18 protein-coding genes are annotated in these 21,821 nt (G+C 70.6%); 9 read left to right on the top strand and 9 right to left on the bottom strand.

Going from position 1 to position 21,821, the window contains the following annotated elements:
- Positions 1-18 precede the first annotated feature (18 nt).
- The 4 genes from treZ (at position 19) to ABVN73_RS15115 (ending at position 9,405) form a co-directional block, all read left to right on the top strand.
- On the top strand, positions 19-5,673 hold the full coding sequence (gene treZ, locus ABVN73_RS15130) for a malto-oligosyltrehalose trehalohydrolase (protein ID WP_353860474.1): 5,655 nt from the start codon (positions 19-21) through the stop codon (positions 5,671-5,673).
- Positions 5,674-5,802: 129 nt separating this feature from the next.
- Positions 5,803-8,571 (top strand): malto-oligosyltrehalose synthase, encoded by a 2,769-nt coding sequence (gene treY, locus ABVN73_RS15125; RefSeq protein ID WP_353860473.1) that lies wholly within the window; start codon positions 5,803-5,805, stop codon positions 8,569-8,571.
- 5 nt (positions 8,572-8,576) lie between these two features.
- Positions 8,577-9,056, top strand: coding sequence for a cupin domain-containing protein (locus ABVN73_RS15120; RefSeq protein ID WP_353860472.1), 480 nt, complete (start codon positions 8,577-8,579; stop codon positions 9,054-9,056).
- Positions 9,057-9,246: 190 nt separating this feature from the next.
- Positions 9,247-9,405 (top strand): hypothetical protein, encoded by a 159-nt coding sequence (locus ABVN73_RS15115; RefSeq protein WP_175426548.1) that lies wholly within the window; start codon positions 9,247-9,249, stop codon positions 9,403-9,405.
- Positions 9,406-9,489: 84 nt separating this feature from the next.
- On the opposite strand, the gene ABVN73_RS15110 is transcribed toward ABVN73_RS15115, so the two are convergent.
- Positions 9,490-9,990, bottom strand: coding sequence for a response regulator (locus tag ABVN73_RS15110; protein ID WP_353860471.1), 501 nt, complete (start codon positions 9,988-9,990; stop codon positions 9,490-9,492).
- Between the two features lie 213 nt (positions 9,991-10,203).
- On the opposite strand from ABVN73_RS15110, the gene ABVN73_RS15105 reads away from it, so the two are divergent.
- Positions 10,204-10,422, top strand: coding sequence for a hypothetical protein (locus ABVN73_RS15105; RefSeq protein WP_353860470.1), 219 nt, complete (start codon positions 10,204-10,206; stop codon positions 10,420-10,422).
- A gap of 23 nt (positions 10,423-10,445) precedes the next feature.
- On the opposite strand, the gene ABVN73_RS15100 is transcribed toward ABVN73_RS15105, so the two are convergent.
- Positions 10,446-10,640: a hypothetical protein gene (locus ABVN73_RS15100; protein ID WP_353860469.1), complete on the bottom strand. Its 195-nt coding sequence runs from the start codon at positions 10,638-10,640 to the stop codon at positions 10,446-10,448.
- 167 nt (positions 10,641-10,807) lie between these two features.
- Between ABVN73_RS15100 and ABVN73_RS15095 the strand changes: the two genes are divergently transcribed.
- Entirely contained in the window at positions 10,808-11,509 is a 702-nt protein-coding gene (locus ABVN73_RS15095; protein WP_353860468.1) for a glutathione binding-like protein, read from the top strand.
- A gap of 144 nt (positions 11,510-11,653) precedes the next feature.
- On the opposite strand, the gene ABVN73_RS15090 is transcribed toward ABVN73_RS15095, so the two are convergent.
- The 3 genes from ABVN73_RS15090 to ABVN73_RS15080 form a co-directional block, all read right to left on the bottom strand.
- Positions 11,654-12,241, bottom strand: a complete 588-nt coding sequence (locus ABVN73_RS15090) for a histidine phosphatase family protein (RefSeq protein WP_353860467.1) — start codon at positions 12,239-12,241, stop codon at positions 11,654-11,656.
- An 87-nt stretch (positions 12,242-12,328) separates the two neighbouring features.
- Entirely contained in the window at positions 12,329-12,610 is a 282-nt protein-coding gene (locus ABVN73_RS15085; protein ID WP_353860466.1) for a hypothetical protein, read from the bottom strand.
- Between the two features lie 54 nt (positions 12,611-12,664).
- Positions 12,665-13,603 (bottom strand): EamA family transporter, encoded by a 939-nt coding sequence (locus ABVN73_RS15080; protein ID WP_353860465.1) that lies wholly within the window; start codon positions 13,601-13,603, stop codon positions 12,665-12,667.
- A 138-nt stretch (positions 13,604-13,741) separates the two neighbouring features.
- Between ABVN73_RS15080 and ABVN73_RS15075 the strand changes: the two genes are divergently transcribed.
- A complete protein-coding gene (locus tag ABVN73_RS15075; RefSeq protein ID WP_353860464.1) occupies positions 13,742-14,587 on the top strand; it encodes a DMT family transporter in 846 nt (281 codons plus the stop codon).
- Between the two features lie 12 nt (positions 14,588-14,599).
- Here the strand turns inward: ABVN73_RS15075 and ABVN73_RS15070 are convergent, their stop codons facing one another.
- From ABVN73_RS15070 to ABVN73_RS15055, 4 genes are all read right to left on the bottom strand, one after another.
- Positions 14,600-15,415 carry an FkbM family methyltransferase gene (locus ABVN73_RS15070; RefSeq protein ID WP_353860463.1) on the bottom strand — a complete coding sequence of 272 codons (816 nt, stop codon included), beginning with the start codon at positions 15,413-15,415 and terminating at the stop codon, positions 14,600-14,602.
- A 60-nt stretch (positions 15,416-15,475) separates the two neighbouring features.
- A complete protein-coding gene (locus tag ABVN73_RS15065) occupies positions 15,476-16,183 on the bottom strand; it encodes a hypothetical protein (RefSeq protein ID WP_353860462.1) in 708 nt (235 codons plus the stop codon).
- Positions 16,184-16,346: 163 nt separating this feature from the next.
- A complete protein-coding gene (gene ade, locus ABVN73_RS15060; RefSeq protein WP_353860461.1) occupies positions 16,347-18,056 on the bottom strand; it encodes an adenine deaminase in 1,710 nt (569 codons plus the stop codon).
- Positions 18,057-18,150: 94 nt separating this feature from the next.
- Positions 18,151-18,408, bottom strand: coding sequence for a hypothetical protein (locus tag ABVN73_RS15055; RefSeq protein ID WP_353860460.1), 258 nt, complete (start codon positions 18,406-18,408; stop codon positions 18,151-18,153).
- Between the two features lie 235 nt (positions 18,409-18,643).
- Here ABVN73_RS15055 and ABVN73_RS15050 point away from each other — a divergent pair, with 235 nt between their 5' ends.
- Together ABVN73_RS15050 and ABVN73_RS15045 are read left to right on the top strand one after the other, a co-directional pair.
- Positions 18,644-20,335 (top strand): methyl-accepting chemotaxis protein, encoded by a 1,692-nt coding sequence (locus tag ABVN73_RS15050; RefSeq protein ID WP_353860459.1) that lies wholly within the window; start codon positions 18,644-18,646, stop codon positions 20,333-20,335.
- 318 nt (positions 20,336-20,653) lie between these two features.
- Positions 20,654-21,817 (top strand): hydrogenase small subunit, encoded by a 1,164-nt coding sequence (locus ABVN73_RS15045; RefSeq protein ID WP_353860458.1) that lies wholly within the window; start codon positions 20,654-20,656, stop codon positions 21,815-21,817.
- The last annotated feature ends 4 nt before the right edge of the window (positions 21,818-21,821 follow it).

Here is a 21,821-nt window from a genome sequence, read left to right as displayed (position 1 = left end):
CAACAGGGGAGACGTGTCTTGTCGACAGCGCCCAAATCGAATGCATTTTCCGGCCCCATCGAGGGCGAGGCCCTGTCCCTGCTTCAGGACAAACTGCTTCCCGGCTTCCTGACCGGACGGCGCTGGTACGCCGCCAAGGACGCCGGCACGCCCACCGTGCGCATCGTCGATGCGCTGCCGCTTCCGCTGGCCTCCGGCTCCGCCCAGCTCTGCCTGCTGCGGGTGGAGGCCCCGGGGCGCGAGCCTCAGCTCTACCAGCTTCCCCTGGTGCTCAACCGCGAGGGCCAAGGCGACGGCGGCGAGACCGACACCGCCGATCCCTTCTCCATCGCCGGCCCCGATGCGCTCCCCTGGCCGGGCAGCCTGCGCGACGGCTACGGCGACGAGGAGGTGGTTCGCGCCCTGCTCGACGGCATCCGCAAGGGCGGCGAGAACGGCGGCCTGCGCTATGGCCGCAGCCGCGCCTTCGACGCCGTGAAGGGCGCGCTGGACGGCGGCGCGCCGCTGCGCTGGACGGGAGCCGAGCAGTCCAACACCTCCGTCCGCGTCGGCGACGCGGCGATCCTGAAGGGGCTGCGCAAGCTGGAATCCGGCACCCATCCGGAGCTGGAGGTCGGGCGCTTCCTGACCGAGGTCGCCAACTTCCGCAACACGCCCGCCCTGCTGGGCTGGGTGGAGCGCACCGGCGACGGCGAGGCCGCCACCCTGTGCATCCTGCAGGAGCTGGTTCCCGACGCCCGCGACGCCTGGAGCCACGTCACCGCGGAGTTGTCGAAGCGCGTCGAGCGCTTCGACGACGACACGGCGGACGACGTCGCCCTGATGACCTTCATGCGCCGGCTGGGCCGCCGCACGGCGGAGATGCACCGGGCGCTCGCCACCCCCGGCGGCGGCGACGCCTTCACGCCGGAACCCGTCACCCCCGCCATGCTGACGGGCTGGGCGGACGGGGTGCGCAGCCTCGCCCGCCGCGTGCTGGGCCAGCTGCGCGAGGCCGCCCCGCGGCTGGACGCCGACCTCGCCCCCTACGCCGCCTCGCTGGCCGACAGCGAGGCGACGGTGATGCGCCAGATCGAGACGCTGACGCCGCCGCGCGGCGACTTCCACGCCATGCGCCTGCACGGCGACTATCACCTGGGGCAGGTGCTGGCCGGCAGGGACGACCTGTTCATCGTCGATTTCGAGGGCGAGCCGATGCGCCCGCTGGCCGAGCGGCGGGCCAAGCACTGCATCCTGCGCGACGTGGCGGGGATGCTCCGCTCCATCACCTACGCCGCCGCCGGAGCGCGGGCCGCCCTGCCCGACGACCTGGACGAGGCGGCGCGCGGCGCGCGCACCGCCTGGCTGAACTGGTGGGAGGGGGAAGCGGCATCCGCCTTCGTCGCCGGCTACCGCGAAGCCATCGGCGATTGCCCGGGCTGGCCCGCCGACGCGGCCACCGCCACGCAGCTTTTGAAACTCTTCCTGCTGGAGAAGGCGCTCTACGAGATCGGCTACGAGCTGGCGAACCGGCCCGACTGGCTGGCCATCCCGCTGGCCGGCGCCATCGGCATCCTGGGCGCCGACGCCGGGCCGGAGGTGGCCGACCGCGCGTCCGGCCCGGTCGGGCTGGCCGCCCCCGGCGCCACCCGCCTCGGCGAGGCGCGGGCCCACGCCATGCCCTTCGGCGCGCAGGTTCAGCCCGACGGCTCCGTCCGCTTCACCCTGTGGGCGCCGGGGACCGAGCAGGTCTCGCTGTGGCTGGAGGACACTCAGGCCCTGCTGCCCATGGTGCGGCGGGCCGACGGCTGGTTCGAATGGACCACCGCCCAGGCCCAGGCGGGCACCCGCTACCAGTTCGAGCTTCCCGACGGGCTGCGCGTGCCCGACCCGGCCTCCCGCCACCAGCCGGAGGACGTGCACGGGCCGAGCGAGGTGATCGACCCCACCGTCTACCGCTGGACCGACGCCGCCTGGACCGGACGCCCCTGGCACGAGACGGTGCTGTACGAGCTTCACGTCGGCACCTTCACCGAGGAAGGCACCTTCCGCGCCGCCATCGACAAGCTCGACCATCTCGTGGAGCTGGGCGTCACCGCCATCGAGCTGCTTCCGGTGGCCGATTTCCCCGGCGCCCGCAACTGGGGCTACGACGGGGTGCTGCCCTACGCCCCGGACGCCGCCTACGGCCGCCCGGAGGACCTGAAGGCGCTGGTGGACGCCGCCCATGCCAAGGGGCTGATGGTCTTCCTCGACGTCGTCTACAACCATTTCGGGCCGGACGGGAACTACCTCCACGCCTACGCCAAGGCCTTCTTCACCGACCGGCACAAGACGCCCTGGGGCGACGCCATCAACGTGGACGGGCCGCGCAACGCCACGGTGCGCGACTACTTCATCCACAACGCGCTCTATTGGATCGAGGAGTTCCACATGGACGGGCTGCGCTTCGACGCGGTCCACGCCATCCTCGACGACAGCGACAAGCTGTTCCTCCAGGAACTGGCGGAGCGCGTGCAGGACGCCGTGCGCTGCCGCCGCCACGTCCATCTCGTTCTGGAGAACGACGAGAACGAAGCCCACCTGCTGGAGCGCCACCCGGAGGGCGACCCGCGCTGGCACACCGCGCAGTGGAACGACGACCTGCACCATTGCCTGCATGTCTGGGCCTCCGGCGAAGACGCCGGCTATTACGCCGACTACGCCGGCGACGCGATGAAGCTGGCCCGCGCCATGGCCGAGGGCTTCGCCTTCCAGGGGCACGCCTCCTCCTACCGCGGCGGCGAGGCCCGCGGCGAGCCGTCGGCGCATCTGCCGCCGACCGCCTTCGTCACCTTCATCCAGAACCACGACCAAGTCGGCAACCGCGCCTTCGGGGACCGCATCACCCGCTTCTCGCGGCCCGAGGCGGTGCGGGCGGCGAGTTCGCTCTATCTGCTCGGGCCGGGCATCCCGATGCTGTTCATGGGCGAGGAGTGGGCGTCCGACCGTCCCTTCCCCTTCTTCTGCGACTTCGCCGACGAGCTGGCCGAGGCGGTGCGCAACGGCCGTCGGGAGGAGTTCGCCAAGTTCCCCGAATTCCAGGACCCGAAGGTGCGCGACCGCATCCCCGACCCGACCGCGCCGGAGACCTTCCGGTCGGCCAAGCTCGACTGGGACGACCGCAAGACGGGCGCGCACGGGGAGTGGCTGGACTGGTACCGCCGCATCCTGGCGGTGCGCCACAAGGAGATCGCGCCGCGGCTGGAGAACGCGCCCGGCGGTGCCGCCGCCCACGAGGTGATCGACGGGCGGGGGATCCGCGTTTCCTGGCGGATGGGCGACGGCAGCCGCCTGCATCTGCTCGCCAACCTGTCCGACGCGCCGGTGCAGGGCATGGGCGAGGCCGTGGGCCGCGTCCTGTGGAGCGAGGGTGACGGGCTCGACGCCGGCACCATGGCGCCGCTGTCCGTCCTGTGGACCATCGAGGAGACGACGGCGCTCGACCGGCTCGGCGAGCGGATGGGGATCGAGACCCACTACACCGGCGCCTCGGGCGAGACCATCCAGGCGTCGGAGGGCACCATCCGCGCCCTGCTCGCCGCCATGGAGGTCAACGCCGACGACCCGGAGGAGGCGCTGGCGGCGCTGGAGCGGCGCGAGCTGACCCGCCCCCTGCCGCCGGTGGCGGTGCTGCGCATCGACCGTCCGCCCTTCTCGGTCACCGTCACCCTGCCGGAAGGCAGCGGGACGCTGCGCTGGACCCTGGCCCTGGAGGAGGGCGGCGACCGAACCGGCGAGGCCGATTTCGCCGACCTGCCGCTGGTCCGCAAGGCCGGCGCCGACGGGCAGCGCTTCGAGGTGCGGCGTCTCGACCTCGGCGGACCGGTGGCGCCCGGCTACCACCGGCTGCGGCTGGAGGTCGAGGGACTGCGGGCGGAGCATCCCGGCCTGGAGATGACGGTGATCGCCGCCCCCGCGACCTGCCATCTCCCCGCCCCGCTCCAGATGGGCGAGCGGATCTGGGGCCTGTCGGTCCAGCTCTACGCCCTGCGCTGCGCCGGGGATTGGGGAATCGGCGACTTCGGCGACCTCGTCAACGTCGCGGAAATGGCGGCGGCGCGCGGGGCGGGCATCGTCGGGCTGAACCCGCTGCACGCCCTGTTCCTCGACCAGCCCGACCAGGCCAGCCCCTATTCGCCGGCCAGCCGCCTGTTCCTCAACCCGCTCTACATCGACGTGCTGGCGGTGCCGGAGCTGATGGGCTGCGCCGAGGCCCGCGACCGGATCGCAACGGAGGATTTCCTGCGGGACGTCAAGGCGGCGGAGGCCGCCCCGCTGGTCGATTACGCCGCCGTGGCGGCGCTGAAGCTGCCGGTCCTGGAACGGCTGTTCGCCCATTTCCAGGCGGAGGGCAGCGAGGAGCGGCGGCGGGCGCTCGCCGCCTTCCGGGCCGAGCTGGGCGAGGGGCTGGAACGCTTCTGCACCTTCCAGGCCCTGCGCGAGCGCTTCGCCAAGGACGGCGCGCCCGACTGGCGCCGCTGGCCGGAGAAGTATCGGGACGCCGCCTCCCCCGCCGTCCGGCGCTTCGCCGAGGAGCGGCGGGAGCGCATCGACTTCTTCGTTTGGCTGCAATGGCTGGCCGACAGCCAGTTGCAGGCGGCGGCGGAGCGGGCGCGGGAGCGCGGGATGGCCGTCGGCTTCTTCCGCGACCTCGCCGTCGGGGCGGACAGCGGCGGGGCGGAGACCTGGGCCGACCCGCATGTGGTGGTGGCGCCGGCCCATGTCGGCGCCCCGCCCGACCTGTTCAACCCGGCCGGGCAGGACTGGGGCTTGCCGCCCTTCCACCCCCACGCCCTGCGCGAGGGCGGCTACGCCCGCTTCATCGAGCTGCTGCGCGCCAACATGCGCCACGCCGGGGCGCTGCGCATCGACCACGCCATGGCGCTCCAGCACGTCTACTGGATACCGGAGGGGCACCCGCCCTCCGAAGGGGCCTACGTCGCCTACCCGATGGACGACCTCCTCGGAATCCTGGCCCTGGAGAGCCAGCGCAACCGTTGCCTCGTCGTCGGCGAGGATCTGGGCACCGTGCCCGAGGGATTCCGCGAGCGCATGGCGGAGGCGGGTGTCCTGAGCTACCGGGTGATGTTCTTCGAATGGACCGAGGACGGCGGGTTCCGCGGCCCCGACGACTACCCCTACGCGGCGCTCGCCACGGTGGGCAGCCACGACCTCGCCACGCTGCGCGGCTGGTGGGAGGGGCACGACATCACGCTGAAGGAGGAACGCGGCCTGTATCCTGCGGAGGGCGAGGCGGAGCGCCAGCGCGACCGCCGCATGGCCGAGCGCGCCCGCCTGCTGGAGGCGCTCGCCGACGCCTTCCTGCCGCTGCCCGCCAGCTTCGGCCCCGACAGCCCTTACAGCGAAGCGCTCGGCCACGCGGTGCACGCCTTCCTCGCCCGCACCGGCTCGGCCATCGCCATGGTCCAGATGGACGACCTGACCGCCGAGCTGGAGCAGGTCAACCTGCCCGGCACGGTCGACCAATACCCCAACTGGCGCCGCAAGCTGCGCCTCGCGCTGGAGGACATGGCCGACTGCCCGCAGGCCGGCGCCATCGCCGCCATCATGGCCGCCGCCCGGCCGGCCGCGGTGGCGGCCGCTCGCCCCTCTCCCGCCCCGGGAGAGGGTGGCGCCGGAGGCGCCGGGTGAGGGTACAGCCGAGACTCAGCCCCTTGCCCGTTGCCGGTACCCTCACCCTCCCGCCGCTTTGCGGCGGGCCCCTCCCTCTCCCGGGGCGGGAGAGGGGCTTTCACCGTTCCTGATTCAGGAGACCAACCCATGGCGGCGGACGCCGAAAAGCCGATCCCCCTGGCCACCTACCGCGTGCAGCTGCGCGCCGAGTTCGGCTTCGACCGCACCGCCGGAATCGCCGACTACATGGCGCGGCTGGGCGTCAGCCACCTCTATGCCTCGCCCTACATGAAGGCGCGGCCGGGCAGCACCCACGGCTACGACATCGTCGACCACAACGCCCTGAACCCGGAGCTGGGCAGCGAGGAGTCCTTCCACGGCATGGTGGAGGCGCTGAAGCGCAACGGGCTGGGCCAGATCCTCGACTTCGTGCCCAACCACATGGGCGTCGGCGGGGCCGACAACGGCTGGTGGCTCGACGTGCTGGAATGGGGGCCGGACAGCCCCTACGCCGGCTATTTCGACATCGAATGGGAGCCCGACCGCCGCTACCTGCACGGCAAGGTGCTGGTGCCGCTGCTCGGCGACCAGTTCGGCGCGGTGCTGGAGTCCGGCGGGCTGGAGCTGCGCTTCGACCAGGAGGCGGGCGGCTTCGCCGTCTGGGCCTACGACACCCACAAGCTGCCCATCCGGCCCGCCGACTACGGCACGATCCTGGGCGACGACCATCCCGATCTGGAGCGCATCGGCGACGCCTTCCGCCATCTCGATCAGGTGCGCCCGCATCAGATCCGCCGCGCCAACGCCCTCAAGGCCGAGCTGGCCGCGCTGGTCTCCGAGAAGGCGGACGTGGCCGAGGCCGTCGAGCGCCGGCTGAAGCGCTTCCGCGGCGAGGAGGGCGAGCCGGAGAGCTGGCGCCGCCTGACCGACCTGATCGCCGCCCAGAACTGGCGCGCCGCCTACTTCAAGGTGGCGGCTGACGACATCAATTACCGCCGCTTCTTCAACATCAACGAACTCGCCGGCCTGCGCATGGAGGAGCGGGAGCTGTTCGACGTCGCCCACCGGCTGGCCTTCAAGCTGGTCGACGACGGCACGCTGGACGGGCTGCGCATCGACCACATCGACGGCCTCTACGACCCCAAGGGCTATTGCGAGCGGCTGGCCCAGGCGACCGAGCGGCCCTTCTATCTGGTGGTCGAGAAGATCCTCGCCCGCCACGAGCGGCTGCGCGAGGATTGGCCGATCGACGGCACCACCGGCTACGAATTCGCCAACCTGATGGGCGGTCTGTTCGTCGACCCGCGGGGGGAGGAGGCCTTTACCCGCCTCTACGCCGACTTCACCGGGCGGCGCGAGAGCTTCGACGAGGTGGTGCGGGTTGCCAAGATCCGCATCATGGAAAGCGAGATGGCCAGCGAGCTGCACGTTCTGGCCCGGCAGGCCTCGCGCATCGCCCGCGCCAACCCGCGCACCGCCGACTTCACCGCCAACATCCTGCATCAGGCGCTGAAGGAGACCATCGCCCGCTTCCCCGTCTACCGCACCTATGTGGACTGGCGCGGCGTCAGCGATCTGGACCGGCGAAGCATCGACTGGGCGATCACCCAGGCGCGCAAGGCCGACCCGAACACCGACGGCTCCGCCTACGACTTCCTGCAACGGCTGCTGACCACCGATCTGGTGGCCCAGCCGCGCAGCGGCTACAGCCGCCAGCAGGTGCTGCGCTTCGCCATGCGCTTCCAGCAGTACAGCGGCCCGGTGATGGCCAAGGGGCTGGAGGACACCGCCTTCTACCGCTACAACCGGCTGGCCGCGCTGAACGAGGTCGGCGGGCATCCCGAGCATTTCGGGGTCAGCACCGCCAGCTTCCACCACGCCAACGCCGAGCGGGCGGAGCGCTGGCCCCACGCCATGCTGGGCAGCACCACCCACGACACCAAGCGCGGCGAGGACACCCGCGCCCGCCTCTACGCCCTGTCGGAAATGCCGGAGGAGTGGGAGCGGCAGATCCAGACCTGGAGCCGCCTGCTGCGCGCCCGCCGCGGCGACGTGGAGGGCACCGCGCCGCCCGACCGCAACGACGAGTATCTCTTCTACCAGCTCCTCGTCGGGGCCTGGCCGGCGGAGCTGACCGGAGCGGAGTCCGCCAGCCTCGACCCGCAGGCGATGACGGAGTTCGCGGAACGCCTCGCCGGCGCCATGACCAAGTCGATGCGCGAGGCCAAGGTGCACAGCACCTGGGCGGCCCCCGACGAGGCCTATGAGAGCGCCATGACCAGCTTCGTCCACGACGCGCTGGACGTGACGCGCAGCACCGCCTTCTTCGACGCCTTCCTGCCCTTCCAGGAGCGCCTCGCCCGCATCGGCATGGTCAACGGGCTGACCCAGACCCTGCTGAAGCTGACCAGCCCCGGCGTGCCGGACATCTACCAGGGCTGCGAGCTGTGGAATTTCAGCCTCGTCGATCCCGACAACCGGCGCCCGGTGGACTACGACGCCCGCCGCCGCCTGCTCGACGAGGTCGAAGGGGCTGAGATCGGCAGCCTGCTGGACCGCTGGCAGGACGGCGCGGTGAAGCTCTCCCTGACCCGGCGCGCCTTGGCCCTGCGGGCGGCCATGCCCGACCTCTTCGCCAAGGGCGAGTATCTGCCGCTGGAGGCGACGGGCGAGCGGGCGGAGCATGTGGTGGCCTTCGCCCGCCGGCTGGGCGACGACACCGTGGTGGTCGCCGCCCCGCGTCTGGTCGGCGCGCTGGGCGAGACCCCGGACTGGGGCGGCACCTCCGTCCCGCTGCCGCGCGGTCAGCGCTGGCGCAACGCGCTGACCGACGGGACGCTGGAGGCCGCCGACGCTGTGACCGCCGCCGACCTCTTCCGCGACTTCCCCGTCGCCCTGCTGGTGCGGGAGGGGTGAGTCCCATGGACCGCAACCCGCCGCCGCGCCGGACGCTCGTTCCCATCGACCAGCGGCTGATCGGGAACGACCCCGGCAAGCCCGCCGTCTTCGGAACCGTGCTGTCCGGCGACCCTCGGGAGAGCTTCCTGAACCTCTATGACGGCGGCGGGGGGCGGTTCGCCTGCGGGGTCTGGCAGTGCACGCCGGGCACCATCGCCATGGCCGACTGGCCCTATGAGGAGTTCTGCGTCCTGCTGGCCGGGCGGGTGGTCATCACCCCCCGCGACGGCGCGCCGCAGGAGCATGGCGAGGGCGACGCCTTCGTCATTCCCAAGGGCTTCACCGGCGTCTGGGAGGTGCGCGAGACGATCCGCAAATACTACGCGATCGAGAAGCCGCTCGGTCCCCGCGCCGCCGCCCGCCACCTGCTGCGCGCCCCGCTGGCGCTGGCTCGCCGGCTGTTGGGGCGTGGCGGGCCGGCGCTGGCGCGCGGCGGCTTCTGAAAGAGCGTCCCCGCCGGAGTTGCCTCACAAAATACCCGATTTCTTCGGTCGGGATTGATCGATTCCCTCCGCCGCGCGTTATTCCGATGGACAGGCGCCCGAACCGAGAAACGAGAGGCGCCTCATCGGACCATTCCTGCACGACGGCCTGCACCACGGGACGCGACCACAGACGGACGGGAGACAAGTCATGAGCGATCATCGCCAGTGGGTGGAACTGGACCCCAGCAACGGCTCTGAAACCACCAAGCCGCAGGACGGCCAATCCGTCGCGGCCCCCGCGCAGAATTCCGCCCAACCGGCGGAAGCCCCCGCGCCGGGCGGTCCGGAAGGCTCTCCGGACCGCTGACGGTCGCGACGCCGGGTCGCTGCTCAAAAGCGCCCGGTCACTGTTCGAAGCATCGGAAAAACGGCAGGGCGGGGCCTCAGGGTCTCAGCCCTGCCGCCGCATGGGCTGTTGCACCGGTTGGGGCGTCGCCTGGGGTGCTGTTTGAGGCGCCGATCCCGGCGCGGCGGCGGACGCGCGGTCGGGCCGCCCGAACAGTTCCAGTGCCGGCGGGATGGAGGACGGGCGCAGGCCCGCCAGGATTTCCCCGACGGCCCCGACCGCGTCGACCAGCGCGTCGGGCATCACCGGCTTGCGCAGAAGGCCGACCGCGAAATCGCGCGCCTCCTCGCCGCGGTGGTCGAAGCCGGTGATCAGCAGGGAGGGGATGTTGTGCTCCTCCCACAGCTTGCGGGCCAGAGTCAGCCCATTCTCACCGCCAGCCAGATAAACGTCCACCAGCGCAAGATCCGGCTGTTCCCGGACCCCCAGCCGCGTCGCCTTGGCGGCGTCGCGCAGGGGGCCGACGACCGTGTATCCGGCATTCTCCATCACGGCCTTGATGGCGGGCCCGATCAACGGGTCGTCTTCGACGACGAGCAACTTCACGGCATCTGTTCCTTGTTGGCGGACGGCGCGGACCGACGTGGCCCGCAGCGCCCATGTTTGTCGATGCGGTGCATCAATCAAGGGGCTGATTGCGCGCAATGAGCGAGCCGGCGCGGAACCGAACGGGCAGTGCCATAGGGAGAAGCGAACCCGCCGCCCACTTTGCGTGTTTGAAGCAGTCCAAGCGTGATGCAACCTCCGTGGGAGTCCTGCATGAAGTTCATCGAATTCACCGACCGCGCCGGAGCGCCGGTCCTGATCAACGCCGCGGGCGTTCTGTACCTGCGCGGCACCGAGGGGGAGCGCACCGAGATCACCTTCGCCGGCCGCTCCGAACCGCTCGTGGTCGCCGCCCCGCTGGACGAGGTGGCCCAAACGCTGGAAGACGCCACGCCGGAACCGCCCGATCCCACCCTGGCGCTCGTTTCGTAGAGGCCGGTCGTGAGGGACCAATCTCAGACGTCGTAGATCGGGCCCGGGGTGGATTTGTTGGCGCCGCCGCGCTTGTCCTCCTCCTTCTCGGTCAGTTCGGCCTCGCCGCCCTGGTCGGGCTTGACGGTGCCCCCGCGGGCCTCGTCGATGCGGTCGTCCTTGTGCTGGGCAGCGGGCTGGGGAGTCGGCTGGGTGGCGGGAGTCCGGTCGTCGTTCATGACGGTCCTCGTCCTGGTTGTTGGTTCACCGTTCTCAACATTCCGCGGGCCGCGACGTTGCACCCCGCGCCTGCCCCTTCCGGAGGGCTGATGCGCACGCGGCGCGGGTTGCCTGGAGCCGCGCGCTCCATCACTTTTCGGGGCGCAGACAAACCGGAAGGACCGCCATGATCGACCTTCACTATTGGCCGACCCCCAACGGGCACAAGATCACCCTGTTCCTTGAGGAAGCCGGGCTGGACTACACCATCCATCCCGTGGACATCTCGGCCGGGGACCAGTTCAAGCCGGAGTTCCTGGCGATGTCCCCGAACAACCGCATGCCGGCGATCGTCGACCGCGCGCCGGCCGACGGCGGGGAGCCGGTGTCGGTCTTCGAATCCGGCGCGATCCTGACCTATCTGGCGGAGAAGACCGGGAAGTTCCTGCCCGCCGACACGCGCGGCCGCAAGACGGTCCTGGAGTGGCTGTTCTGGCAGGTGGGGGGCCTCGGCCCGATGGCCGGGCAGAACCATCATTTCGTGCAGTACGCGCCGGAGCACATCCCCTACGCCATCGACCGCTACGTGAAGGAGACCAACCGGCTCTACGGCGTCCTGAACAAGCGTCTGGCGGGCCGCGCCTTCATCGCGGGGGACGAGCTGACCATCGCCGACATGGCCTGCTACCCGTGGATCGTCCCGCACGAGCGGCAGCGCCAGAACCTCGCCGACTTCCCCGAGCTGAAGCGCTGGTTCGAGGCGATCCAGGCCCGCCCGGCGACCGTCCGCGCCTATGAGAAGGGTGCGGAGCTGGCCAAGCGCCCGTCGGTTACCGATGAGGGGAAGAAGATCCTGTTCGGCCAGACCGCCGCCAACGTCCAGAAGTAGGTTCCCAGTGACGGTATCCGGCCGGCACCGATTGCCTCCAGCGCTCCCGCGACGATGGGAAGGACGGAGGCGGCGGTCCGGCCGGCACCCGCAAAGCGCAGAGGATGGCTCCGCGGGGCTCCCCCGCCGGGACGGCGGCAGGCCCTACCGGGAGCCTTCCAGCTTGATCCGCCCCTCGACGGCCGGCGCGCCCGTTCCGTTGGCCCGCAGCAGCACCGCCTCGGCCGAGGCCGGAAAGACGCCGGTCAAGGCCGTGACGACCACCTGATGGGTGACCAGAACGACCGGTGCGCCGTCGGCCGGCAGCCCGGCCAGGAACCGGCGCAGCGTCGCCATCTGCGCCTCCTGCTCCTCCCGCCGCTCGAAGAAGGAGTTGAGCGCCGGAAGCTCCCGCACGGGCCCGGCGTCGAGAAGCCGGGCGGTTTCCAGGCAGCGGCACCACTGGCTCGAATGGACGGCGGCCGGACGGCCGGCGATCTTGCGCAGCAGGTCGCCGGCGCGGCGGGCCTGCTCGCGGCCGTCCGCGTCCAGGTTGCGCTGCGTCGCGCAATCGCGGAGCTGGAAGTTCGGCGGATCGCCGACTCCGGGCGCCTCCGCATGCCTCATGAGGAGGATCAGCCCCTTGGGATCGACCGTCTCCGGAGTCGCGGCCCAACCCGGCGAAGCGGAGCTGGCGATCACGCCGGCCGCCAACATGGCGACCAGCGACCTGCGGCGGACGGCTCTCGGCATCGGAACCACGGCGGTTGGTGACGGACCGACAGCGATATTGATCGCGCGGGCCGAAGGCCAAGCCCGCCCCACGGCCGGGCGCGGCGCTCAACAGCCGGCCAGTTGCGCCACCCCATCGCCGTCCGTTCCCACCGTGACGGTCCGGCCGTGATGCGCCGACAGGCTGGCGCGGTGGCCGACGCTGACCACCATCGTGCCGGGCAGGCGCTCGGCCAGCAGGCCGTAGAGCCGCGCCTCCGTCGCCGGATCGCAGGCGGACGTCGCCTCGTCCAGGAACAGCCATCCGGGCCGGCGGCGCGTTCGGAGTTGGCCTGGATCGGCATGGCGGGATGGTCCGGCAAGAAGGGAACCGCCCTTGCCGAATAGCACCGCGCCGCATGAAAAGCCTATGAATTCGCTGTCACCGTCCGGCCGGCGGTCGTCCTAGCGGTCGCCGCGCAGGACGTCGCGGCTGGCCAGCACGGCGCCGCCCATGATCAGGGCGCAGGCGGCCCAGACGGTCCAGCCCCCCGCCGCCTGCCCGAACAGGATCAGCAGCAGCGTGGAGGTCAGCGGCGTGGCGTAGGACAGCACCCCCAGCGCCCGGATGTCGCCGCGCTTCACCCCGTGATCCCATACGAAGAAGGCCGCGCCGACCGGGCCGATCCCCATGGCGAGCACCGCCAGCCATTCGCCGCCCGACGGCGCCACGGTGGTTTCGAACAGCAGGTGCGACAGCCCGGCCAGCACCGCCGTGGCGAGGCAGAAGCCGCCGACCGCCTCGGTCGGGACGTCGCCGAAGCGGCGCGACAGCACCGAATAGGACGCCCAGAGCACCGCCGCGGCCATCGCCGACAGGTAGCCCGGCGTGTCCCCGGCGTCGAGCGACAGGCCGCGCGCGCCGCCGGTCACGATCAGCACCGTGCCGGCCAGCCCGCACAGCGCGCCCAGCACATGGCCGCGCTTCAGCCGCTCCCCCGGCAGCAGGGCGGAGAACAGGACGATCAGCAGCGGCCAGAGATAGTTCAGCAGATTGACCTCGACCGCAGCGCCGGGGGCGAGGCGGAAAGCCAGGAAATAGAAGAAGTGATAGCCGAACAGCCCGGCGACGCCGAGCAGCCAGACCCGCCAGGGCTGGCGCAGCACGCCGATCACGTCCTTGCCCCGCGCCGCCCCCGCCGCCGTCCCGACGAGGAAGGCGACCCCGAAGGACATCGCCACGAGCTGAAACGGCGGAATGGTCCCCGACAGCGCCGTCAGCAGCGCCAGCGTGGACCACATCACGATGGCCAGACCGCCGATGGCGGTGGCGCGGCGGACGGCGGCCGGGGTGGAGACCGCGGCGGTCGGAAGACTCTGGGTCGGGAGGCTATCGGTCGACATCGCGAACGCTTAGCGCAAAGAAGGACGCTGGGCAATTGGACTGTCCGGCAGCGGACCTGTGCGTGTATCCTGCCGTCCGGCGGGCCGCAGGCCGTCTCTCCGTCCGCATCGTCCACTCTCCCGACCACGGCTCCCCCCTTGCCCACCGAAGCCCTTCTCGCCGTCCTGGCCGGCGCCCTCCTCCATGCCGGCTGGAACACCGCGCTGAAGGCCGGCGGCGGCAGCGCGTCCGACGCCGTCCTGGTGGTCGCCGGGTCCGCCTTCATCGCCCTTCCGATGCTTCCCGTCGTTCCGGCGCCGTCGCTTGCCAGCGCACCTTATCTGTGCGTGACGGCGGTGCTGCACGTCGCCTATTTCCGGCTGCTCGCCGCCGCCTACCGCGACGGCGCGATGAGCCACGCCTATCCGCTGATGCGCGGCACGCCGCCGCTGCTCGTGGCGCTGTGCAGCGGCGTGCTGCTGGGCGAGGGCCTGTCCGCCGGCGCCTGGATGGGAACGCTGCTGGTCTGCGGCGGAATCCTCGGGCTGACCCTGCTCGGGCGGCGCTCGGCCCCGTCGGGGTCATGGCGGGGCACCGCCTGCGCGCTCGCCAACGCCCTGGTGATCGCCGCCTACACGGTGGTGGACGGCATCGGCGTGCGGCTGTCCGGCGCGCCGGCCGGCTACACGCTGTGGTGCTTCCTGCTGTTGAGCGTGCCCATGGTGGGCGGGGCGCTGCTGCGCGACGCCCGCGGGTTCCTGAGCCACGCCCGCCGGCGCTGGATGATCGCGCTGGCCGGTGGGGCGGCCAGCATCGCCTCCTACGGGCTCGCGCTCTGGGCGATGACCCTGGCCCCGGTCGCCGTGGTGGCGGCGCTGCGCGAGACCTCGATCCTGTTCGCCATGGCGCTGGCCGCGCTGGTGCTCAAGGAACGGGTCGGCCCGGTGCGCCTGGCCTCCGGCGTCGTCATCGTGCTCGGCGCCGCGTCGCTGCGCCTCGCCTGATGGCTCCATGCCCTACTGGCGGACGGCGAGGAAATTCTGGTACGCGAAGATCTCGTCGAATTCGGAATAGGCGGACAGCCGGTACAGCCCGTCCTTGACGATCTTGCAGATGGCGAAGCCGTCCAGCCGGCTCCAGAAGTCGCGCAGGAAGGTTCGCGAGTCGAGGTTGCAGCCGCCGAACTCGAACTGGATGAAATCGACGGCGCGGCGGTCGAGCAGACCGCGCGCACCGTCCAGCACGGCGATCTCGTGGCCTTCGACGTCGACCTTGAGGAAATGGACGCGGTCGACGGCGTTGTCCGCGCAGAATCCGTCCAGCGTCGCCAGACGAACGGTCTCGCCGCCCCCGCCCTCCTGAAACTCCCGGATCGCGCGGTCGTGGAGGGACGCCAGGGTCGAGCCGGGCCGGTCGCCGTGCAGGGTGGCGGCGCCGGCCCGGTCGGACAGGCCGAGGTTGACGGGGCGGCAACGGCCGGGGTAGCGCGCCGCCGTCTCGCACAGCGCGCGGAAGGCCGTCGGCGACGGCTCGAAGGACCAGACTGTGGCCGCCGGGAAGCGGTCGAGCGCCGCCGCCGTATAGACACCGACGTTGGCGCCGACGTCGAAAATCACGGCTTCGGCGTCCGCAACACCGCGCCGCGCCAGCTCGCCCTGGATGTAGCGGAGAACCCCGGCCTCGCCCGTGGCCTGGATGTCGGCATCGTTGACCAGCCCCATGCCCTTCAGGGCCTGCCGGTGGATCGCTCGGAAGAAATCCTGCTGGCCGGCCTTTCCCTGATGCTCCGCGACATGGTCGGCGACGGCGCGGAACAGCTCTTCAGGGGTCATGGCGGCGTGGACTCCGGTTTCGGCGGACCGGCAGTGTAGCCGCCGCCCGCCTGCGGCGCCTCAGAAAAGCCCGTTGAGCAGAGACCCGCGCCCGCTGTAGCCGCCGCTTCCCCCGGTGAGGATGCCCAGCGCGCCGGAGCTGGTCGTCGTACCCCCGGTCAGCAGCGAGGTCAGGCGCTGCAGCTGCGGCGTCTGCTGGAGCGGGTTGTCGCCCTTGGCCGGCTGCTTGGCGATGGTGTCGTAGTCCTTGCTGTAGTCGCCCATGCGGAGCTGGAGGCCGTAGTTCTTTTCCTCCTTGGCCGCCACGCCCTTGTCGCGGGAGACGCGCAGCGTGTAGTCGCCGCGGTCGAGCGACAGCGTGCCCGCCTCGAACTTCTTGTAGGCGTCGTAGGTGGTGCCGGCCTCGCTGTTGCTGTCGGCGACGATCTTGCCCTGCTTGTCCATCAGCTGGACGCGCACGCCGGTGTCGCCGACGCGGCCGAGGGCGACCTCGCCGGGCGTCGCCAGATTGAATTTGTAGAAGTCCGCCGGATCGTTGGCGGCCAGCGTGCTGAGGACGTTGAGGCGGCTGGTGTCCTTCACCAGCGTGCCGACGTTGGTGGCGAAGGGCGCGGCGTTCAGGGCCGACTTGCGGACGGTCTGCTCATACTCCTGCACGTTGCCGCTGGGCTTGGCGTCGGTCGCCTGCTTGGCCTGCTCCTGGACGCGCTTCATCGCCGCGTCGATGGACGTCTGAAGGCTCTGCGCCAGACCGCTGATGTCGCTCATTCCAACCATGGCACGCCCCTCCGACCGGCATTCTCGCGTTTGTCGGGCAGCCCGTTGCAGGCGGCGGGCCAAATGGCTTTCCAGTTTTTTCAATGGGTTGAGCGGTTGGCTTGGCGGAGGGGGCGGCAAGTTCCGCCGACTCCTCCGGCAGGAATTGCCGGGGCTACGCTTCGACCAGCGCGAATTTGTCGACGTCCACCATTCCGCGATCGGTGATCTTCAGGTGCGGGATCACCGGCAGCGGCAGGAAGGCCAGCTGCAGGAAGGGTTCGGCCAGCGGGCAGCCCATCTCCCGCACCGAGGCGCGCAGAGTGCGCAGGTGGCGCTCCACCGTCTCGAAGGGTTCCAGGCTCATCAGCCCGGCCAGCGGCAGGGCCAGTTCGCCGACCACTTGGCCGTTGCGCACCGCGACGAAGCCGCCTTGAAGCTCGATCAGGCGGTTCACGGCGATGGCCATGTCCGCGTCCGACGCGCCGACCACGCAGATGTTGTGGCTGTCATGCCCGACCGAGGAGGCCAGCGCGCCCTCGCGGAACTGGAAGCCGCTGGCGAAGCCGCGTCCGACATTCTGGTTGGTGCCGTGGCGGGCGAAGACGCAGATCTTCAGGATGTCACGGTCGGGGTCGGCCACCAGCTTTCCATCCTTCGCCGGCACCTCCAGACGCAGATGGGCGGTGATGATCTTTCCGGGCAGGACCCCGATCACCGACTGGACGGAGCCGCGGGCGGGCACCGCGAAATCCTCCGCCGTCACCGGGTGGAGCTTGACGGAGCGCAGCCCCACCGGGCTGACCGCCGGACGCCCGGCAAAGGTCTCCGGGGTCACCACCCGCCCGTTGCGGATGACCCGGTTGACCGCGCACTCCTCCAGATCGTCCAGCAGCACGAGGTCGGCGCGCTGCCCCGGCGCGATCAGCCCGCGGTCGAACAGACCGAAGCCGCGCGCCGCCGACCATGTGGCCGCGCGGTAGACATGGGCCAGCGGCGCGCCGAGCCGGATCGCGCTGCGGATCAGGTGGTCCATGTGCCCCTCCTCGGCGATGTCGAGGGGGTTTCGGTCGTCGGTGCAGAAGCCGAGGAAGGGCGACGTCTCCGGCTGGATCACCGGGGCCAGGGCATGCACGTCCTTCGAGACCGACCCGTCGCGGATCAGCACCTGCATGCCCTTGCGCAGCTTCTCCATCGCCTCCGGGGCGCTGGTCGTCTCGTGGCAGTTGCGGATGCCGCAGGACAGGTAGGCGTTCAGCTCCCGCCCGCTGAGCAGCGGGGCGTGGCCGTCGATGTGGCGTCCGTCGAAGGCGGCCACCTTGTCGAGCACCCCGTCCACCTTGTGGAAGACGCCGGGGAAGTTCATGAATTCGGCAAGCCCCAGCACCTTCGGGTGGTCCTTGTGGCGCAGCAGGTCCGCCGCCTCCAGCCGCGCGCCGGAGGTTTCCAGCTCCGTCGCCGGCACGCAGGAGGAGAGCTGCACCCGCAGGTCCAGCGCCGTCCCCTCGGCGCAGTCGAGGAAGTAGCGAAGCCCCTTCTCGCCCAGCACGTTGCAGATCTCGTGCGGGTCGCAGATCGCCGTGGTGGTGCCGCGCGGCAGGACGCAGCGGTCGAACTCCATCGGCGTGACGCAGGTGGATTCGCAATGGACATGGGTGTCGATGAAGCCCGGCACGACGGTCAGGCCGGACCCGTCGATTTCTTCCGTCCCGTCGTAGGATTCGTAGGTGCCGACGATCCGGTCGCCGCACAGGGCGATGTCGCCCGCGGCGGTCTCGCCGGTGACGACGTTGAGGAAACGCGTGTTTTTGATGACCAGATCGGCCTTCGTCTCGCCCAGGGCCTGACCGATGCGCGTCTTCAGTTCATCCCGGGTGACCGCCATCGCTCCGCCTCGCCCTGCCCGTTCCAGTTCTTCTTTAGGTAAATGGCCGGGGGGGACCCTTCAATTGGATTTTCCGTAACGTCACGTTGCGCGGTCAGGGTCCCGGACGACCCGCCAGTTCGATGACCGGTCCGCTGCCGTGGTAGTCCGGGTAGTTCCAGTAGGTGCGGGGCTCCAGCCGATAAACGGGAACGCCGCCGCCCAGCGTGTAGACCGGCCCGGCTCCCCCATAGCCCACGCCGTAACCCACCCAGCGGGACCCGCCGTCGTCTCCGCAGGCCGCCAGCGCCAGCGGCAAAACGGCAAGGACGACTTGAGCGGCTTTCCCGATGATGGCTGCGATGGGCTTCATGATCCACCCGCCCGGTCCGAGGCGATGCATCCTTATGAAGACGAACACGCCGGGACCCTCGGTATTCCCGAGGGAATTGGTTCGCTCGAAAAACAATGGGCGCCTTGTCTAGCACCGGCCCAATGGTGACGCGGCAACGTGTCATAGAACGATTTAACGCTTCGGAAACCAATGGATACCTCAATATCGTCATGCACAGAGGCGGCCCAAGACCGCCGAAATGGGGACGTCCAGCATGTTGAAAGCGCTTAGGAATCTAAAGATCGGACCGAAGGTCTATCTTCTCGTGGGCTTGCAGGCGGCGGTCGCCGCGGTGACCGGCCTGATGGGACTTGCCGCCATGCAGGATCTGGCCGGCAAGTCCGAGGCCATCGAGCGGGCGTCGGACCGGCAGGTGCTGGGCGAGCAGCTCAACGGACTCGTCCTGGCCGTCGTGATGGATTCGCGCGGCGTCTACATGGCCCGCGACCGCGCCGAGGTGGACAAGTTCGGCAAGCCCCTCCTGGAGAGCCTGAACACGCTCGGCGACCGGCTCGGCACCCTGAAGCGCCTCACCCCGGCGGAGGGGCAGGCCACGCTGGCCCCGGTGGCGGCCAAGGCCGAGGAGTTCATCCGCTTCCGCACGGAGCTGGTGCGTCTCGCCCGCGAGAAGAGCCCGGCGGAAGCCCGGACCTACGGCGACAACGACGCCAACCGCAGCAACCGCCAAGCGCTCAACGCCGCGATCCAGGCGCTCAGCGCCGATCAGGACGGCATGATCGACCGTCTGCACGACGAGCTGGTGTCGGCCCGGAGCCACTGGACCACCCTGATGCTCGCCATCGGCATCGGCGGCGTGCTCTTCGGCATCCTGCTGGCCGTTCTGGTCGCCCGCGACATGATCGCGCGCCCCATCGCCCGCATGACCGCCGCGATGAAGACCATCGCCGCCGGCAACACCGCGGCCGAGGTGCCCGGCACCGGCCAGGGCGACGAGGTCGGCGACATGGCGGAGGCCGTGCTGGTCTTCCGCGACGGGCTGCGCCGCGCCAACGATCTGGCCGAGCAGGAGCGCCGCGAGATCGACGTGCGCCGCCAGCGCCAGGAGCGGCTGGAGGCACTGACCCACGGCTTCACCCAGAAGATCGAGGGGCTGTGCCGCACCCTGAACGGCGAGGCCGACAGCATCCGCAGCAGCGCCGAATCGCTGACCCATTCCGCCGCCGACGCCTCGCGCCGCAGCTCGACCGTCGCCGCCGCGGCGGAGCAGGCCACCGGCAACGTCCAGACCGTGGCGGCGGCGACCGAGGAGCTGTCCACCTCCATCGGCTCGATCAGCCAGCGCATCGGCGAGGCCGCCCGCATCGCCAGCGAGGCGGAGCGGGAGGCCCAGCGCACCAACAGCACCATCCAGGGCCTCGCCCAGGCGGCGGAGAAGATCGGCGCGGTGGTCAACCTCATCACCGAGATCGCCAGCCAGACCAACCTGCTGGCGCTGAACGCGACCATCGAGGCCGCCCGCGCCGGCGAAGCGGGCAAGGGCTTCGCCGTGGTGGCGCAGGAGGTGAAGAGCCTCGCCAACCAGACCGCCCGCGCCACCGAGGAGATTTCCGCCCAGATCGTCGCCATCCAGAGCGAGACCCAGCAGGCGGTCGGCGCGATCAGCGGCATCGTCGGCACCATCGAGCGGATCAGCGACATCAGCACCAACGTCGCCGCCGCGGTGGAGCAGCAGGGCTCCGCCACCCAGGAGATCGCCCGCAACGTGCAGGAGGCCGCGATCGGCACGCAGGAGGTCTCCTCGACCATCTCCGGCGTGTCGCAGTCCGCCGACCACACCGGCGAGGCCGCCGGCGGCCTGCTGAGCGCCGCCAAGGGCCTGTCGGTCCACGCGCGCACCCTGCAGAGCGACGTGGACGACTTCACCCGCCAGATGAAGGCGGTCTGATCCTCTCCCCCTCCTCCCCGGACTTCATGCCGGGGAGGAGGCTTTTCCCGACGCATCCTTTCCCCTGATGCGCTCACGGCGTTCGAAGCTTACCCTCCACATACCCCGTTTGATGTAGATCAATGCCGCTGCGGCGTCGAAACTGGTGCAATGCCGGCGAGCGTTTCGCGTCCAAATACCCCTACAATCGATAGGGATACGCCGCGCCATGGGTTTCCCGCTCCGGGTTCCCCAGGACGCGCCGTGGCGTGCTGCGCATCCGGCGTCCGGCAACCGGGCGGCCAGCGGATCAATGCAAAAGGGTCTTTGGGGGAAATCATGCCCGACGGACATGTGGATCTCGACGCCGAGCACATCGGCGATCTCGACGAGTATGAGGGTGCGCTGGCCGGCCTGTCCCGCCGGGAATTCCTGACCTACTGCACGGGCGTGGCCGCCACGCTGGGCCTCTCCCCCGCCTTCGGCGTCAAGATCGCGAACGCCGCCGTGGCGGCGCCGCGCCCGACGGTGATCTGGCTGTCGGGCCAGGCCTGCACCGGCTGCACCGAATCGCTGCTGCGCACCCACCACCCGTCGCTCGAGACGCTGATCCTCGACACCATCTCGCTCGACTACAACGAGACGCTGATGACCGGCTCCGGCCACCAGGCCGAGAACTGGAAGCAGCAGGCGATGAAGGACAATTGGGGCAAGTACCTGATGGTCACCGACGGCTCCATCCCGACGAAGGACGGGGGCGTCTACTGCATGGTCGCCGGCAAAACCTACAAGGACGCCGTGCTGGAGTGCGCCAAGGGTGCCGCCGCGGTCATCTCCATGGGCTCCTGCTCCTCTTGGGGCGGCTGGCCGTCGACCGGCGTCAACCCGACGGGCGCCGTCGGCCTGAACGAGATCATCAAGGACAAGCCGGTCGTCTCCGTCCCCGGTTGCCCGCCGAACCCCTACAACTTCCTCTCGCTGGTCCTGCATTTCGTCGCCTTCGGCAAGCTGCCGGAGCTGGACGACAAGATGCGCCCGAAGTTCGCCTACGGCCGCCTGATCCACGAGAACTGCGAGCGCCGCCCGCATTTCGACGCCGGGCGCTTCGCCATGGAGTTCGGCGACTACGGCCACCGCCAGGGCTACTGTCTCTACAAGCTCGGCTGCAAGGGTCCGGAGACCTACGCGAACTGTCCGTCCGTCGGCTTCAACGACGTCGGCCAGGGCACCTGGCCGGTCGGCACCGGCCATCCCTGCTTCGGCTGCACCGAGAAGGGCGTCGGCTTCACCAAGGGCATCCATGAGCTGGCCTCGCTGAAGTCGGTGGCGCCGCCCAACAGCTACCCGGCGGTCGCCGTGGACAAGGGCGAGGGCATGTCCGCCGGGGCCGCGGCGGTGGTCGCCGGCATCGCCGGCGCGGCGGTCGGCGCCGGTGCCGTCATCTCCAGCCGGCTCGGCAAGCAGGACGCGAAGACCGAATCCTCCTCAACCGCCGCCGAGTGAGGTG

Origin of the sequence: Azospirillum formosense, from assembly GCF_040500525.1 — a bacterium.
Taxonomy (GTDB): Bacteria; Pseudomonadota; Alphaproteobacteria; order Azospirillales; family Azospirillaceae; genus Azospirillum; species Azospirillum formosense_A.
Note: the sequence above shows the minus strand (reverse complement) of the source record. Positions and strands in the feature narration are given on the sequence as shown.